We start from the raw sequence: 16216 nt of genomic DNA on the forward strand, positions 1-16216 counted from the left end.
TGTATGACTTTGTAGAGTGATGTCAATTACCTAGGGACGAAGTGCATAAATAGCCGACAAACAACTAATTTGCCGGCTTTATGCCGTAGCTTAATGCAGTTTCATTTTTGGCCTAACAACGCGGAGTACTTTTTCGCTGATCCACAGTGCAAAAGTTTTTGCACTGCCATGGATAGCACGTTGATGCATACGATAGAGCGAAATATACATAAATCGCGCTATTTTACCCTCTATAAAAAAGCTATTACTGGTTAGGTTGCCCATTAAACTGCCTACCGTGCTGTAGCGTGACAAATTAACTAAAGAGCCATGATCACTGTAGGTAAAGGCACTCAGAGGCTGGTCTTTGAGTGTAGCTATAAGGTTTTTTTCAACACATTGCGCCATTTGATGAGCCGATTGTGCTCTGGGTGGCACTTGTGTGCCATCTTCTTGAGTAAATGCACAGCAATCACCAATCACAAAAATATCGTCGTTAACGCTACTTTGCAGATATTGGTTCACCTTAATTTGGTTATTGCGGGTGAGCTCAAAGATACCAATATCTTTAATGAAATCAGGTGCTTTTACACCCGCAGCCCAAACCATAATGTCGGCTTTGATATGTTCATCGTTTTTGGTAATAAAGCTGTTTTCTGTGGCTTCTTTTACTTGCGTGCCTTCGCGGACTGTTACTCCTAATTTAACCAGTTCACGCTTAGCTGAGTTTGCAATGCGCTCGGGTAATGCGGGCAAAATTCGCGGCCCCGCTTCAATTAAATCAATGTGTAAGCGTTTCGCGGTCATTTTATTAAGGCCATACATTTTTAGCATGTCTGACACATGATAAAGCTCTGCCGACAGCTCAACCCCGGTTGCACCACCTCCCACTATAGCAATGGTTAAAGAATGCTGTGGGTCGTCATCTTGATGTAAACGGGTGAAGTTATCGAGTAGAGCATGCTGAAAGCGTTCAGCTTGCTGGTTTGAATCAAGGTAAAAACAGTGCTTGTTAACGCCAGGGGTATTAAAGTCGTTACTGACACTGCCTATAGCAAGTACAAGGTAGTCATAACTGACTTGGCGCTCGGGTAAAATTCGGTGGCCAAGCTCGTCTTTTAACTCGCTTAAAGTGATGGTTTTGTTGGTTTGATCTAAGTGGCAAAAGCTGCCGAGTTGAAAATTATAATGATGTTTTGCTGCATGAGCTGAGTATACAACGCCGTCTAAATCGGCATCAATCGACCCCGTCGCTACTTCATGAAGTAACGGCTTCCAAATATGGCTGCGGTTTTTATCGATTAAAAGTATCTCTGCTTGACGTTTTTTCCCGAGTTTGTGTCCTAATTGTGTTGCTAGCTCTAAGCCACCAGCGCCACCACCGACTATCACGATTTTAGGAGGTTGGTTAATCATTACGTTGCCCTCAAAAGTATAATACCTAAACACTCTTGCGAAAAAGCGCTTAGGTATTGCAAGTCCATCCATCAATACCCATGGCAACGCGCCCATTGTGCGCCTTTTTACTGGTTTTGTCAGTACCTGTTAAGAACAATATAGTGCGCTTAGTTATATCAATGGCCTTGGGAGATTGAGTTAAACACGTTAACATGGCTAATTCGCAGTAAGAGACCTATCATTACCTGAAAAGGGAATGAAAGTGAGGGATCAGGATGACTACACCACTACACACTTCGTTGAATCAATACTTTGGCTTTAATGAGTTTCGCCAAGGTCAGCAACAAACCATTGAGCAGCTATTAAATCAGCAATCGTCGTTGGCAATTTTTCCAACTGGCTCAGGTAAATCTTTGTGCTATCAATTAACCGCATTGCACTTACCCAACTTGACCTTAGTGGTATCGCCATTATTGGCACTGATGAAAGATCAAATCAGCTTTTTAAATAGCAAAGGTATTTACGCGGCAAGCCTTGATTCAAGCCAAACCAGTGAGCAAAGCCATACGGTAATGAGTGATGTGCGAGCAGGGAAGGTGAAAATTTTAATGGTCTCAGTTGAGCGTTTTAAGAATGAGCGCTTTCGTGAATTTATTAAACAAGTGCCTATTTCGATGCTGGTGGTTGATGAAGCACACTGTATATCTGAATGGGGCCACAACTTTAGGCCTGATTATCTAAAACTGCCGCGCTATCGTGAAGAGCTTAATATTCCGTTGGTATTGCTACTTACCGCCACCGCAACTAAAAAAGTAAAGCGCGATATGTGTGAGCGTTTTGCCATTGCCCCAGAATGTGTAGTGCAAACAGGCTTTTACCGAAGCAACCTCGATTTATCAGTGCTCAGTGTTGCAAGCCAAGAAAAACCTCAGCAATTAGCAAATATCATAGCCAGCCAACAAGGGGCAGGGATTGTCTATGTCACCTTACAGCATACTGCTGAGCAAGTGGCCGAAGGCTTGGCAAGAGCGGGCTTTAATGCAGTGGCCTATCATGCAGGCCTTGAGGATGATAAACGCTGGCAAATTCAAGACGATTTTATGGCGGGTAAAATTAATATCGTCGTAGCAACCATTGCTTTTGGGATGGGTGTTGATAAGTCTGATATTCGTTTTGTGATCCACTATGATTTGCCAAAATCGATTGAGAACTATAGCCAAGAAATTGGCCGCGCAGGGCGAGATGGTTCGCCTTCAAACTGTTTTACCCTAGCAAACCTTGATGGCTTAAATACCGTTGAGAACTTTGTTTATGCCGACACGCCCGAGCAAAGTGGGATTGACTATGTCATTAATAACATTCGCAACGAACAAACGAACAACCAGTGGGAAATGCAAGAGTACAGCTTATCTAGCGAAAGTAATATTCGTGCTTTAGCGTTAAAAACCTTACTAGTGCAGTTAGAAATGCAAGGGGCTATTACGCCTTTATATGCCTATTACGCCGATTTTAAATATAAGTTTTTAACGGATCAAAACGAGCTACTTAGCCAGTTTGATGCTGACCGACAAGCGTTTTTACAACAGGTATTCAAACACACTGAGTTTAAGAAAATTTGGGGCACACTTAATTTTGATGCGTTAACCCGTGCCACTCAAGTTGATAGAAAACGTGTGGTTGCAGCGCTCGATTATTTGGCCGAGAAAGGTCATATAGCCCTTGAGACCAAACGCATCACGCAAGTGTATGAGGTGAATAACTCGGTAATAAACCACGCAGATTTAGCACCGCAACTTCACCAATATTTTATCGAAAAAGAACAGGCCGAAATTAAACGTATCGCCACTTTAGTGCGCTTTTTTGAGCTAGATAGCTGCTTAAGTTATAACTTAGCCCGCTATTTTGATGACCAGAATGCACCCCAGCAATGTGGCCATTGTTCAGTGTGTAGAGGCCAGCAAGTAAAGCTTAGCTATTCATTAGTGCATCAAATGCCTGAGCAAAATGTGATTGCCAGTAAAGTTGCAGAGCTTAAACAGCACTTAGCCGCTAAAGGAATTAGTGATGTCAGCATCGATACTCAGTGCCGCTTTTTAGCGGGCATGAGCGTGCCTTTATTTACCCGTAATAAAGTCAGGCAGCTTTCAGGTTTTGGCCTTTGCGAGCAGCAGCGCTACAGTGACATTAAAGCCTTGCTACAGCAGTTGTAGCAGGGTCTTACATTTTAAAATCAGGCTCTTTAGCTTCGGTAAACATTTTTGACAGAACTGTCTTGAATAACTCTGTCAGGGTGTTTTGTAAGTACAACTGAAACTTTTCTTTACCGAGAGTTCTATCGAATACTTCGGTATCTAAAAAGCGTTTCATTTCACCGATAAACTCAGGGCTCGTGGTAAGTTCGGGTAACCTATCAATTAAATGAGAGAGCATGGGCTGATATTGCTCAAGTTGATAGTCAGCAACTTTATTTTTAACTAGTTCAATATCTAATTGAGCCCCTTGCTGTTGCAACCAAGCAAGATCCCAAATGTCTCGATGTCGCACATACTTTGTTGTGGCTGGTAATGAAATTATTTTGTCAGCCATCACCTCATCGAGTGTTTCAGCTAAGATCAGTGTATCGCTGTATCCATCAGGCAGAAAATCATAGTTCACATTCAGTGGTAAAGGCTGCTTTGTGTAGGCCGGAATATTGGCAACTTCTAACTTAATTTTTTGTTTGGGTAAATCCTTTCTTTGTGGTGCAGTTACTACTGCAACTTGCCACTTATCAATTTTTAATTCTGAGTATTTAGGGTCTTTTTTTAACTCTTTCGGTTCTTTAACTGTCACCTCAAGGCCATATCTTTCGCCAATATACTTTTCAATACATGCTTTGATATCTTTTAACATGAGTGAATTGAATTCTTTACCACCAGCAAAATCTAAATCTTCACTAAAGCGATTTCCGCCGTAACATAATCTTAAAGAAGTACCTCCTTGAAATACCAGCTTATCAAGGAATCCACCTCGTTCGAGAGCAAATAGGATGTCGTAATGCAATAACTCTTTTTCTATAACAGCTCGCATATGAGAAACATTTGTGGTTTGCATAGCGAGATTTACTAGTTGCGCAAAGTTCTCTTGTTCAGTTTTCATCTTATGCTTCCTCTGCAATTAAATGAGTATTTCGGCCAACTCTTTTTAAATCCCTTAGAGCAGTATTTTTCGTTGCAAATCTCAAAGAGCGATCTGTTTTCATTGTGTTTTCTAGAATGTCTAAACGGTCTCGCTTAGTGTGAGTAAATTCAATTGTACCAAAAGGCGTTTTATATTCACCCGAGCGTCCTGTTGTCATAATGGTCAATCTGCCAACGGGGATTTGTGAAATAATTCCATACTCTGAAAGTGCAGACTCTAAACTAACGTAATTGTACTCACCACGGCGGATTGTTTTTGCAATTAGCTCCAGCGTATCACTTCCTTTTGACTGAGCAAGAGCGTAAATAAAAATGCCATTTGCAACTCTAATTAAAAAGCCATCATCGATGAGTCGAGAAATCCCCGCTCTCAAGCTCCTATTAGTATCATCAAAAAAAATCTTTGCAAAATCAGACATTGTAAAAATATAACGTCCTTGTTTATCAAATTCTGATAGCTTTTTGATTGCATCTGACTTTTTCAATTTATTTCTCAAGTAATGATTAATGGCATATTTATATGTCATTATTGTAGACTTATTTTAGTGCTTTTCAAGTTCACAAATTTAACACTAAAAAGTGTCAAAATTGTACACTTAACCAATTTGAATACTGGTAGTCGGGTAGGTCAAAGGTTGGCCGTGCTGGCGAGCAAAACAATAAGCAAAGGTTAATGGCCCAACCCGACCTATCAGCATCAGCAGTATGATGATGAGCTGACTAGGCGCACTTAAATCCCCAGTTATACCTCGCGAAAGGCCTACGGTACTGAGTGCCGAAATTGCCTCAAAGGTGATATCAAGTAACGACCCTTGTTCAAGCTTGGTGATGATCATAATGCTGGTAAAAGCGATAAATAAGTACAGTATCATGACGCTTAATGCCTTGATCACTAACTTGTCGCTCAGCTGACGGTTAAACACGGTGACCGTGGTTTGCTGTTTTAAATAGCTGCGCATCGCTAAAATTAGGATCACAAAGGTGCCTAGTTTTATGCCGCTCGCCGTACTGACTGAACCACCGCCAATTACCATCAGCAGCATAGTCAAAAGCGTTGAATCTTGACTCAAGCCATCAATCGGTAGGGTATTGAACCCTGCGGTACGAGGTGTCACCGCTTGAAACCAAGCCGTTAATATTTGCTCAGACGTTGATAGCGGCGCTAATGTCGCGGGATTGGCGTGTTCAAAGAAAAAAATCAATATAAATGCGATGCAGTTGAGCACTAAGGTGGCAATTAACACCAGGCGGGTATTGGTCGATAATAATGACCAGCGCTTTTGTTTGTAGATATCAATCAGTACAGTAAACCCTAAACCACCGATGATAAACAAAGCGGTGATCACTACGTTTACGGTTATATCGCCCTTGAATGCCGATAAGCTATCGCCACTTAACGCAAAGCCCGCATTATTGAACGCCGAAATCGTATAAAACAGACTGTGATAGGCGCTTTTTAGTGCGCCATAGTCATCGAACCAACTAATAAAGAGTAAGCAAAATGCCACCGACTCAATCACTAATGAATACACTAAAACATACTTAGCAACTTTGATCACCGAGGTTAAATCGTTAGTGTCAAAAGCGCGGCTGGCGAGTAAGCGTTGTTGTAAGCCTAGGGTTTTTCCTAAACTTAGTATTGAAATCACCGCCACGGTCATAAAGCCAATGCCACCTATTTGAATCAGCAGCATGACCACGCTTTGACCAAATACAGTCAGATCAGTACCTGTGTCGATGACCACTAACCCTGTTACTGTAACCGCAGAGGTTGCCGTAAATAATGCATCGAGCCAGCTGATCGGTTGGGTGCTTGCCATTGGTAGCATAAGCAAGCCCGTGCCGAGCATAATTAACACAATAAAGCCAATAGTAAGCACTAAAGGTGGGTTTATTTTTTGCCGCTTACGGCACTTTACACCGCTAAATTGTTTTGGATAAACGTTGGCTTGCCAGTTAATCATAATGCACGAAACCGTTTTGCTAATTTAGTTAAGTAAGTTTTAGAGCCCAGTAGCACCAGACTATCGCCGTGACGCAGTTCGGTGTCGTTAGTCAGCTCTGTATTGAAGTAATCATCACGTCGTAGTGTGAGTGGTTTAATATCGCTATTACGTTCTTTGAGCAGCCAGCCAATTTTGCAACCTGAAAGCTGCAGATCAATGCCTAGTTCAACAATAAACGTGGATTGGTTAAGCGGGAAATATTGATTAACCATTGGGTAGTTAAGCGCTTGCGCAACCCTCACGCCCATTTCTTCTTCAGGGTGAATGATGCGGTCAACGCCAAGTTTACTTAGTATTTGATGGTGGCTTTTGGTACAGGCTTTTACCCAAATTTGCTTTACGCCTAAGTTTTTTAAGTGCAATACACATAAAATACTGGCTTCAATATTCTCGCCAATGGCCACCAATACGGCTTGGCAACTGGGTAAATCGAGCCGTGCTAATTGTGTTTCATCACTGGCATCAACCACCACGGTAAAACTGAGTTGGTCGGCATAGTGATTAACGGTACTTTCGCTAATATCGGCGGCACACACTGTATGACCTTGTTTTGAAAGTTCTAAACAGGCGGTTACGCCAAAACGTCCTAATCCGATTACTGCAAACTGAGCCATTGTCTTTCTCGCTATTGTGGGTACGCGCTAAATGCTAATGGCAAAAAAACAGAAGTCTCTAGAGAGCTTGAAAGCTTTATAAAGATTTTATGCCGAGATAAAAAAACTTTATAAAAACTTTATAGTGACAAAATTGAAAACCCTTTAATCTAATAGGGATAAACAATAAGTGAAAAGATGATGCAGTCAGTATTCAAAATACAGTATTTAAAAGCCGCATTTTTAAGTGTGTTGATGCCACTTGTCGTGGTGCTTGCGATATTCCCATTTCGAGAACTGTTTACAACCACCGATATTGTGATGCTTCAGCTTTTGTGGGTGACATGGGTTGCGGTGCGCAGTAATCGCCGTGTTGCAGCGCTTACCACCTTGGTGAGTGTTGCCTGCACGGACTGGTTTTATGTGGTGCCGTATTTTACTTTTCATATCGAAAATATTGAATATGTGGTCACCTTTTTGGTGATGTTGATTGTGGGTTTAGTGATAAGTCACTTAGCCGGGGAGCTCAATACTAAGGTTCGCGATGTGCAAGCCCATGCAAGTAATAGTCGCTTATTGTATGAGTTAGCAAAAAAGCTTAATGATCTCGATAGCCTTGAGGAGCAAAAGCAGCTGTTTTTAACAACCATGGCCGCGCATTTAAAGGTTGCGTGTGATTGGCAGCTAACAGCGTCAAAGCAGTTTATTTATTTAAATGAACAACAAGCTGAATTTGGTGGTATTGCGTTTGCTAAAGCGCTAAATGCAGAGCAACAGGCTTTGGCGAATACAGCGTGCTCTTTACTGTATCAGGTTCAAGAAAAAACCTTATTACGCGAGCAATCAGCGGCGATAAAAGTACAGGCTGAGCTAGAGAGGTCAAAAAACACCTTATTACGCAGTTTATCCCATGACTTACGTACACCATTAGCAACCATTATGGGCGCATCAAGCATGTTGGCTGATGATGATATCCAACTAAGCTCTGAGGTTATCAAAGAGCAAGCTGCTAACATTTATGAGCAAAGTAAAATACTTAATCAACACTTTGATAAAGTCATGGAGCTCAGTAAAGTTAATAAGTTAGCTGAGAATATTAAATGGCAAAAGCTGCCTATTTTGACCTTAATTAGCGAGGCAAAATCTCGTCGTCAGCAGCAACTACAAAACTTTAAACTGAGCATCGAGGCTCAGCAACAAAGCATCTGTTTTGGCGATGAAACCCTACTAGAAATTGCCTTTGCCAATATGCTCGAGAACGCAGCTCGTTACGGAGATGGTTCGGCGAATATGCAATTTATTGAAACACAGAATGAATATCAAATTGTGCTAACCAATCCTTTTGCGAATAAGCATGAGACGAGTCAAGATGAAGGTGTTGGACTAGGGAGTGTGATTTGCGATGTGGTTGCTAAATGTCATCAAGGGCGCTTTGAATTAACCCTCAATGAGCAAACAAAGCAAGCAACAGCTATATTAATTTGGAGTAACAGTCGTGGCTAATATTTTGGTTTTAGAGGATTCACCACCTCTGCAAAGTTTTTTAAAAACACTATTAAAAGCCAGTGATCATGAAGTTAGTGTGTGCGCCAAAGGGCTTGATGCGTTTGCACTATTAAGCCAGCAGCAGTTTGATTTAGTGCTGCTTGATTTAGGCTTGCTCGATATGGATGGGCAAGATTGGCTGGTGGAGTTTAGGCAGTGGAGTCTGCTCCCTGTATTAGTACTTTCTGCGCGCGACGGCGAAACAGAAAAAGTCACCGCCCTTGATAACGGTGCCAACGATTATCTAACCAAACCATTTAGCGCAAACGAATTACTAGCGCGCATTCGGGTGCTACTTCGCACACAAACAACACCCAGCCTAACTTTGCAATGTGGCGATATTCACATCGACCCACATAAGCACGTGGTCCGTAAAGGCGCTGAAGAAGTCAAACTAACTAAAAAAGAGTACGCTATTTTACTGTTGTTGTTTCAGCAAAAAGATAAGGTGTTAACGCATAACGCTATTTTATCTGAAGTGTGGGGAGAGCAGTATATTAACCGTCCTGAATACGTGCGAGTACATATTGGTCAGTTAAGACAAAAACTTGAACAAAATGCGGCGAGCCCTAAACATATCTTAACCGAGCCCGCCGTAGGTTACCGCTTAGTTGAATAAACTATCTCTTTACATCGCTTTGGGTTGAGTTTGTAACATTCCTTAGGTACTGTTTTAGAGAATAATAATAAAGCGGAAGTCCCTTCATTGGCCATGCATCAAATTAACAGACAAGGTATTAGTTCATTGTCGAATACGCAGCTCGAAGATGTGATTGCAGAAATTGAGCAAGCTATTGAGTGGCACCAGTCATGGTATAAAAACTTATTAAGGTGTCTAATTGCAGATACTCCCGCAAATGAACAAGACTTAGCAGATAATGCTCATAACTTTTGTCGCTTTGGGCAGTGGTTTAATAAGCTACCTGATCAGACTATAAAGCTTCACCCTCACTTTTCTGAAATCGCTTCTGCACATAAAAAAATGCATCAAGGAGCGAAAGTCTTGTTGTCGTTAAAAGAGTCTAAGACTGTTATTCCAGTAAACTTATTAGACCAATTTCATGCGGATTTAGATAGATTACGCGAGTTATTTGACTGCCTTATCGATGAGTTTACTGAAGTGCTTCACACACGCGACCCTTTAACGGGTGCATCAAATCGTACGAACTTATTAGAAAACCTGCAAAAAGAACACGAGCTGTGTAAGCGCAAATCACTGAGCTGCGCACTAATAATGATCGACCTTGATCACTTTAAGCAAGTAAACGATGAATTTGGTCATGCTGCGGGCGATAAGGTGTTAATAGCCCTCGTGAAATGCATTAAATCTCAGCTAAGAAAATACGATCAATTATATCGCTATGGTGGCGAAGAGTTTTTAGTCTGCTTACCACAAACAGAGCTTGATGATGCTAAGTCATTCTCTGAACGACTAAGAGCTGGCGTTGAGGCTTTAAAAATCGATATTAGCAACGATAATCACATTAATGTTACAGGCTCATTTGGCGTAACGCTGATAAACGCCGATGATAATATTGAAACGGCAATCGAAAGGGCCGATGAAGCTATGTATCAAGCTAAAAAGTCAGGCCGCAATCGAGTGTGTGTGGCTTAAACTATTCTTTAACGGCGGTAAATGCTTTTATTAGGCCAGCTTGATAAAAAGAGTAAACGCCTGTAAAGCCTGATTCGGCAATGATGTTTTCAATGATGTGAGTCTCTTTTAAAGCAACGTCATTTTCATAAGCTAGTTTTACTCTTTCAATTTGTTCAGGACTGACTGCGGCTGATGACATAACGCTTAACCAGTGACTAAGCAGCATTGGGTAAGTTTTGTCACTTTGATTAGCACTTAAGTCTGCGCTGACAAGTAACCCACCTGCTTTTAAACGTTTTTGAATATCAGCAAAAAATGCCACTCGTTTAGGTTCATCCACGATAAACTTCGATACTAACACGGCTGTCGCTGCATCAAAGGGCATTAAGTTTTTAAGTGAATCTACGTAACCATTATGAAACTGGCAGCGATGTGCCACCCCTGCTTGCGTTAAATTGTGTTTGCATACTTTGATCATTTCACTCGAGGGTTCGACTGCGGTGAAACTAAATGTGGGGAAGGCCTGTGCTAAATGCAAAATTTCATTTCCGGTGCCCGCTCCAACGCAAAGAATATGCGCATTACTTGGTAGTTTGCTGAATAAAGGTGTCATCATAAAATACAAGGCTTGGCTAATGGGGGCCATGTTTTGCCATTGTGAATCATAATTAGCTGCTTGTTGATCAAATAAGGCGGTGACTTCGTGTTGTTGCATAGTAAAAACCTAATAGGTAACTTTAAGTGTTACAAAAGTGGTTAGCTTACTTTATTTTAGGAAACTTTAAAAGTTACTTAATAGGGCATTCAAATGATATGGTGATGTATGCATACTCATTTGCTTAATTTTTAGGTTTTAATAATGAAAAAAGGTGGGCATTAAATAAGTGTCCTTTCTTGAACATCGCGTTTTTTAAAATGGCATCTTGCTCGAAGCCTAGTCTTTGCAGCACCTTCATTGAGGCAGGATTATCTTCGCACACGTAAGCAAACACTCTGGCGATTGTCGTTTTAGAGAATACTGTTTCGAGTAGCATAGATGCAGCTTTTACAGTGATACCTTGCCGCCAGTACTCTTTTGCCAGCCAGTAACCTAACTCACCTGAGCGATCAAATTCAAACTCACCTGGGTGCACACTCACGCATCCAATAAGTTTATCGTTAAATATAACGGCTTTAATGAGCTGACTTTGACTACCTTCATTAATCCACCACTGAGCATCCTCGTAACTATAAGGAGAGGGGATTTTAGTTGATAGGTATTGTGTAACATCCATGTCGTTAAGAATTGCAACAAGTTGTTTTGCATCTGACTCTACGAAGTCTCGAAGTGTAATCACGCTCATCCTTTGGAGTTTTGTAAGTGTGTGTGCGAAGGCATTGGAGTATGCCTTTGCTTGTCTTTATCCGTATTTGGCTTCTAACTCATCTGCTGTGCGATAGCTCTCATAGGTGTTTAATCGCTCGAAATACCGCTCTATTTCTGCAAAATGAGACAGCATGCCAGACTCAGCGACTTTCTCTATGACGAATGACATCATAAAATCAGCGCCAGTAAGGTTGTCACCAACAAAGTACTTTCTACCTTTCAAATGTTGATTAACATAGCTGAGTATTTTACCAATTTCATGGTCGGCATAATCAGCAATGAAGTTAGTTTTACAGCCATCTTTTGTAATAAATAGTTTTAATAAAAAAGGCACCATTGCTGAGCTTTCAGCAAAATGGAGCCATTGTTGATAATCAATGTAACTCTCACTTTGCTGGTTTGGCATAAACTTACCTTTGCCATACTGAGTTATTAGGTAGTCAGTTATCGCACCCGATTCAGTAATTACTTTACCGTTATCTTCAATTACAGGAGCTTTACCGAGAGGATGAATTTGTTTTAACTCATCAGGTGCTAAAAATGTCTCTTTATTACGTTGGTAGGCAATAATGTCGTAATCAACGCCAAGCTCTTCGAGCAGCCAAATAATACGCTTAGAGCGTGATTTGTTTAAATGGTGTAATTTAATCATTTGTTATCCTTAATAGTGGCGCAACATTATTTGTTGCGCCTAATTTTTTAAATTGGCTGCTGAACTTGCACCACGGTTTTACCAAAGTTTTCACCATTTAACATGGCGTTAAAAGCATCTAGGGTTTTTTCGAAATCAGTTTCAAGGTGCTCTTTGTATTTTATCTTGCCGTCGTTCAGCCATTGTTGCATATCTTGTGCAAACTCACCGTAACGATCGCTGTAATCATCAAAGATAATAAAGCCTTGTACTTTAATACGTTTTCTAAGAATTAAGCCCATCAACATAGGTAGGCGATCAGGCCCTGGTGGTAACTCAGTTGCATTATATTGTGATACTAAACCACATAGTGGGATTCGTGCTTTTGTGTTAAGTAAAGGCAGTACCGCATCTAAAACATGACCACCGACGTTCTCGTAGTAAACATCAATACCTTGATCACAGGCGTCCTTAAGCTGTTCTTCAAAGTTATCGGCTTTATGATCTATGCATGCATCAAACCCTAAGTTCTCAATCGCATGCTTACATTTTTGTGAGCCTCCAGCGATACCAACGACTTTACAACCTTTTAATTTGGCTATCTGACCGACGGTTGCTCCAACCGGCCCTGTTGCTGCAGCTACAACCACTGTTTCGCCTGCTTTTGGTTCACCAATATCTAGTAGTCCCATATAAGCAGTAAACCCTGGCATACCTAAAATACCGAGTGCATAGGAAGGAGTATCTGGACTTTCTCCTAACTTCATCAGTCCTTCTGTATTACTTATCGCATACTCCTGCCAACCAGTATAGGCAAGTACCCATTCACCTACTTTATAATCAGGGTGCTCTGATTGCTCCACCTGACACACTGTCGCACCAACCATCACATCGCCAACTTCAACAGGGTCAGCATATGATTCTGCATCGCTCATACGGCCTCGCATATAAGGGTCAAGAGATAAATAAATTGTTCTTAGTAAAACTTCACCTTGTTTAGGTGAGGCAAGAGTAGATGTTTTTAAAACGAGGTTATTCTCTGTTGCAGGGCCTGTTGGACGTGATTCAAGAATATACTGACGGTTTTTAATTTCAGTCATACTTATCTCCTATGATTTGTTTTAAATCCTGTTTAATAAATAGGTGCGGGCATGTAATTAGAAATCAATGGCGAAATTGTTACCGAGTAGAAAATGATAATTTCATTCAAACGACAATCCATTTTGCACGGTATAGTGTAAAGGTGTATGCTGGAAAAATATTCAAATGGCGAAACAAATTGATATGAAAGGTATTTCTCTTATAGCTTTTACGCTTGTTGCGGGTTTTATGGCAAGGGGTGCGCATGCTAATACAAGTGTTTTATCGGTTGATCCTATCACTCCAGGAAACGTATTTGCGTTTGAAAACGACGCAAGACGTTATCCAAAGCAAAGTGAGTTTAGTATTGTTCACAGTGTTTCGATGAGCAGTGAAAGCGGCCGACGATTAGCTGTCGTAACTGTTGAAAACAAAGCATCAGGATCGCGTATCTTACAAGCAGACCATATTATGGCTTTATTTGCCGATGGGCGTCGCTTACACCCGTTAGCTTTTGATGAAGGTATCAAGTTAGATGATGGTGAAAAGCGCTCACTGACTTTATCTTTTGGTGAAAATGAATACCCCATTTTAGCGGTATACACGAGTTTAGATGAGTAAAAGGCAGGCCCATGAAATTACCTAAGCCACTGGCAATAACACTACTTTTAAGCTCACCGTTAGGTTTTGCTATTGATAGCCAAGACTTTGTTAAAGATAACGTGTTCACGCAAGGCATTGAAGGGCCAACCATGTATAACGGTGCCCTATACGCGGTGAACTATGCCCAGCAAGGAACGATTGGCCGCGTAGATAACATGGGCAAAACATCGTTGTTTGTGCGGTTACCGAATGACAGCGTTGGTAATGGCTTACAGTTTGACTCACTAGGTAATTTATTTATTGCCGATTACGTTAACCACAATATTTTAAAAGTACCTGCTGGCAGCAATAAAGCAGAAGTGTTCGCCCATAATAGCAAGATGAATCAACCCAATGACATTGCTATCACCAAAAGTGGGGCGCTGTTTGCAAGTGACCCTAACTGGGCGAACGAAACGGGTCAGCTATGGCGTATTAATGCGGATGGCAGCACCCATTTACTCGAAAAAAACATGGGGACTACCAATGGAGTAGCGGTTAATAACGACAATACCAAGCTCTATGTGAACGAAAGTGTGCAACGAATCGTTTGGCAATATGACTTAGATGACAACTTAAACATTAGTAATAAAAAAGTTTTGATTAAATTTGCTGATCATGGCCTAGACGGCATGCGCGTTAATAATCAAGGGCATGTGTTTATTACTCGTTATGGCGCAGGGAAGGTACTTGAAGTCTCGCCTACCGGCAAGCTCTTAAATAGCTACCAATTAAAAGGCCAGCATCCAACGAACTTGGCTTTCAACGAGACGCAAAACAAAGTGTATGTCACCATGCAAAAGCGCGGGGCAATCGAAGTGATTGAACTTTAGCCTTGCTTTGCTCGCTTAATAGCAGCGGTGATTGCCGCTTTTGCTTGCGGACTATTCTTCCAGCAATTTGAATGCAGCATCGACGCTACTCGCTCAGCAATAGTGTTGGCATCAAACCCGGCTAACTCCTCAAACGAATCAATACCAATTTCTTCAAACCGTTTTATAACCGTTGGCCCTACACCCTTGAGTGCTAAAAGCGCGCTGCGTTCTTGTTCGTTAAATGGCATGTTTTTGTTCCTTGTTCCTTGTTCATTGCGTTTATAAACTGATGAGGGTCATCTAGCCCCAGGAAAACAGTGTTAATATCACCCATAGGTTCATTGAGCTTAATTTTAATATTCGGGTAGCCAGAGTAGTTGTAACGTTTGATTGAACGAGCGCGTGCAATAAAGTCGGTATTTAAATCAATGGATTTGATATTTTTTAAAGCAATATTGTAAGCAGGATAGAGCCCATAGCGAATAATGAGTTGCGATTTACTAATAGAAACAGGGCGCTTTGCAACTGCTCGGTATTCTGCAATGAAGAATAAAAGGCTAAATATAGTTAAACCAGTGATTATGTTTGCTGCTGTTGATGACCACACAAAGTGTATGAAGAAGTGCATCATGGGCAGTTCTAATAAGATAATAAAAATAAAGCCAAGTAAGTTAGCTTGTGCGCCGTCTTTATTATGATAACTAAAATGCTGTTCACCAGTGAAATAACTAGGTTTAATGTGTTTAGCGTAAAAAAAGAAAGCCCACATCCGTGTTTCGAAACATAAAAAGTTTGCAATAGCACTTTGTTTGAAAAGCTTGTTAATTGGCCGTTCGATAGCTATATCAGGATCTGTCTGCTGGCTTAAAGCGGATTTTATTGCCAGGTACACAGTAATGAGAGCACTTAGCTCTAAAATTACAATCAAAGCTAAAAGCCCGTAACGACCTTGCTCTAAGTAATTCATTAAAAATTTGTTTTGTTCGGGAATAATGTAACTCCCCACTAAAATAGCGAGTGAGCACATCATCAATGCTTTAAAAGCCGCTTCTTTCTTATTTTTAATTAATATTAAGCAAAGTACAGGTAATACTATCAGTGCATCAAGCAGGTATAACCATTCAAAATTTGCTTTGCCAAAGTCATTTAGTGGATGCTTTCCCTGATAATAAATGCCCCAAAAAAGACTAATACTGATTAGGAAAATAAATGGAATTTTTGACTTTATTGATTTGAGCATAACACCTTCCTTGCAGTTTTACTGCTTATATCTTAAACAACAATCTATTCACTGTCCCTTTTTATTCTGAATATACTCGTACTTTCTAAAATAAAAAAGCGCACCGGGCAGGGTGCGCTTGAGGGGATCAATCCTGTGTAGCTAA

17 protein-coding genes are annotated in these 16216 nt (G+C 40.9%); 6 read left to right on the forward strand and 11 right to left on the reverse strand.

Features of this window, described 5'->3' with window-relative positions:
* Positions 1–90: 90 nt before the first annotated feature.
* Entirely contained in the window at positions 91–1395 is a 1305-nt protein-coding gene (locus L1272_RS02750; RefSeq protein WP_054563253.1) for an NAD(P)/FAD-dependent oxidoreductase, read from the reverse strand.
* Positions 1396–1652: 257 nt separating this feature from the next.
* Between L1272_RS02750 and L1272_RS02755 the strand changes: the two genes are divergently transcribed.
* Positions 1653–3587, forward strand: a complete 1935-nt coding sequence (locus L1272_RS02755; RefSeq protein WP_235372679.1) for a RecQ family ATP-dependent DNA helicase — start codon at positions 1653–1655, stop codon at positions 3585–3587.
* A gap of 7 nt (positions 3588–3594) precedes the next feature.
* Here L1272_RS02755 and L1272_RS02760 read toward each other — a convergent pair whose 3' ends face one another.
* The 4 genes from L1272_RS02760 to L1272_RS02775 all read right to left on the reverse strand — a co-directional run bounded on the left by L1272_RS02760 (position 3595) and on the right by L1272_RS02775 (position 7176).
* The gene (locus L1272_RS02760; RefSeq protein ID WP_054553460.1) at positions 3595–4515 is read right to left on the reverse strand and encodes a nucleotidyl transferase AbiEii/AbiGii toxin family protein; all 921 of its coding nucleotides are present in this window, start codon (positions 4513–4515) and stop codon (positions 3595–3597) included.
* 1 nt (position 4516) lies between these two features.
* Positions 4517–5083: a type IV toxin-antitoxin system AbiEi family antitoxin gene (gene abiEi / locus L1272_RS02765; RefSeq protein ID WP_235372680.1), complete on the reverse strand. Its 567-nt coding sequence runs from the start codon at positions 5081–5083 to the stop codon at positions 4517–4519.
* A gap of 69 nt (positions 5084–5152) precedes the next feature.
* Positions 5153–6520, reverse strand: a complete 1368-nt coding sequence (locus L1272_RS02770; protein WP_235372681.1) for a TrkH family potassium uptake protein — start codon at positions 6518–6520, stop codon at positions 5153–5155.
* Positions 6517–7176 (reverse strand): potassium channel family protein, encoded by a 660-nt coding sequence (locus L1272_RS02775; protein ID WP_235372682.1) that lies wholly within the window; start codon positions 7174–7176, stop codon positions 6517–6519. The genes L1272_RS02770 and L1272_RS02775 overlap by 4 nt, the downstream gene beginning before the upstream one ends.
* 177 nt (positions 7177–7353) lie before the next feature.
* On the opposite strand from L1272_RS02775, the gene L1272_RS02780 reads away from it, so the two are divergent.
* The 3 genes from L1272_RS02780 (at position 7354) to L1272_RS02790 (ending at position 10315) form a co-directional block, all read left to right on the forward strand.
* The gene (locus tag L1272_RS02780) at positions 7354–8658 is read left to right on the forward strand and encodes a DUF4118 domain-containing protein (protein WP_235372683.1); all 1305 of its coding nucleotides are present in this window, start codon (positions 7354–7356) and stop codon (positions 8656–8658) included.
* Complete coding sequence (locus L1272_RS02785; RefSeq protein ID WP_054553464.1) at positions 8651–9319, forward strand: response regulator; 669 nt, start codon at positions 8651–8653, stop codon at positions 9317–9319. Before L1272_RS02780 ends, L1272_RS02785 begins: the two co-directional genes overlap by 8 nt.
* Before the next feature lie 93 nt (positions 9320–9412).
* Positions 9413–10315, forward strand: a complete 903-nt coding sequence (locus tag L1272_RS02790) for a diguanylate cyclase (protein ID WP_166338343.1) — start codon at positions 9413–9415, stop codon at positions 10313–10315.
* A 1-nt stretch (position 10316) separates the two neighbouring features.
* Here the strand turns inward: L1272_RS02790 and L1272_RS02795 are convergent, their stop codons facing one another.
* The 4 genes from L1272_RS02795 to L1272_RS02810 form a co-directional block, all read right to left on the reverse strand.
* Positions 10317–11012, reverse strand: a complete 696-nt coding sequence (locus L1272_RS02795) for a class I SAM-dependent methyltransferase (protein WP_235372684.1) — start codon at positions 11010–11012, stop codon at positions 10317–10319.
* A 124-nt stretch (positions 11013–11136) separates the two neighbouring features.
* The gene (locus L1272_RS02800; protein ID WP_235372685.1) at positions 11137–11640 is read right to left on the reverse strand and encodes a GNAT family N-acetyltransferase; all 504 of its coding nucleotides are present in this window, start codon (positions 11638–11640) and stop codon (positions 11137–11139) included.
* 57 nt (positions 11641–11697) lie between these two features.
* On the reverse strand, positions 11698–12315 hold the full coding sequence (locus tag L1272_RS02805) for a glutathione S-transferase family protein (protein ID WP_235372686.1): 618 nt from the start codon (positions 12313–12315) through the stop codon (positions 11698–11700).
* Positions 12316–12362: 47 nt separating this feature from the next.
* Positions 12363–13394 carry an NADP-dependent oxidoreductase gene (locus L1272_RS02810; protein WP_268841444.1) on the reverse strand — a complete coding sequence of 344 codons (1032 nt, stop codon included), beginning with the start codon at positions 13392–13394 and terminating at the stop codon, positions 12363–12365.
* A 166-nt stretch (positions 13395–13560) separates the two neighbouring features.
* Between L1272_RS02810 and L1272_RS02815 the strand changes: the two genes are divergently transcribed.
* Positions 13561–13995 carry a hypothetical protein gene (locus tag L1272_RS02815; protein WP_166338349.1) on the forward strand — a complete coding sequence of 145 codons (435 nt, stop codon included), beginning with the start codon at positions 13561–13563 and terminating at the stop codon, positions 13993–13995.
* A gap of 11 nt (positions 13996–14006) precedes the next feature.
* Positions 14007–14849, forward strand: coding sequence for an SMP-30/gluconolactonase/LRE family protein (locus L1272_RS02820; RefSeq protein ID WP_054553471.1), 843 nt, complete (start codon positions 14007–14009; stop codon positions 14847–14849).
* Here L1272_RS02820 and L1272_RS02825 read toward each other — a convergent pair.
* Together L1272_RS02825 and L1272_RS02830 are read right to left on the reverse strand one after the other, a co-directional pair.
* Positions 14846–15079: a helix-hairpin-helix domain-containing protein gene (locus L1272_RS02825; protein ID WP_235372687.1), complete on the reverse strand. Its 234-nt coding sequence runs from the start codon at positions 15077–15079 to the stop codon at positions 14846–14848. The two genes, L1272_RS02820 and L1272_RS02825, sit on opposite strands and share 4 nt — an antisense overlap.
* Positions 15043–16071, reverse strand: a complete 1029-nt coding sequence (locus tag L1272_RS02830; RefSeq protein WP_235372688.1) for a hypothetical protein — start codon at positions 16069–16071, stop codon at positions 15043–15045. The genes L1272_RS02825 and L1272_RS02830 overlap by 37 nt, the downstream gene beginning before the upstream one ends.
* Positions 16072–16216 lie beyond the last annotated feature (145 nt).

It is taken from the genome of Pseudoalteromonas sp. PAST1 (genome assembly GCF_021532515.1).
Classification (GTDB): Bacteria; Pseudomonadota; Gammaproteobacteria; order Enterobacterales; family Alteromonadaceae; genus Pseudoalteromonas; species Pseudoalteromonas simplex.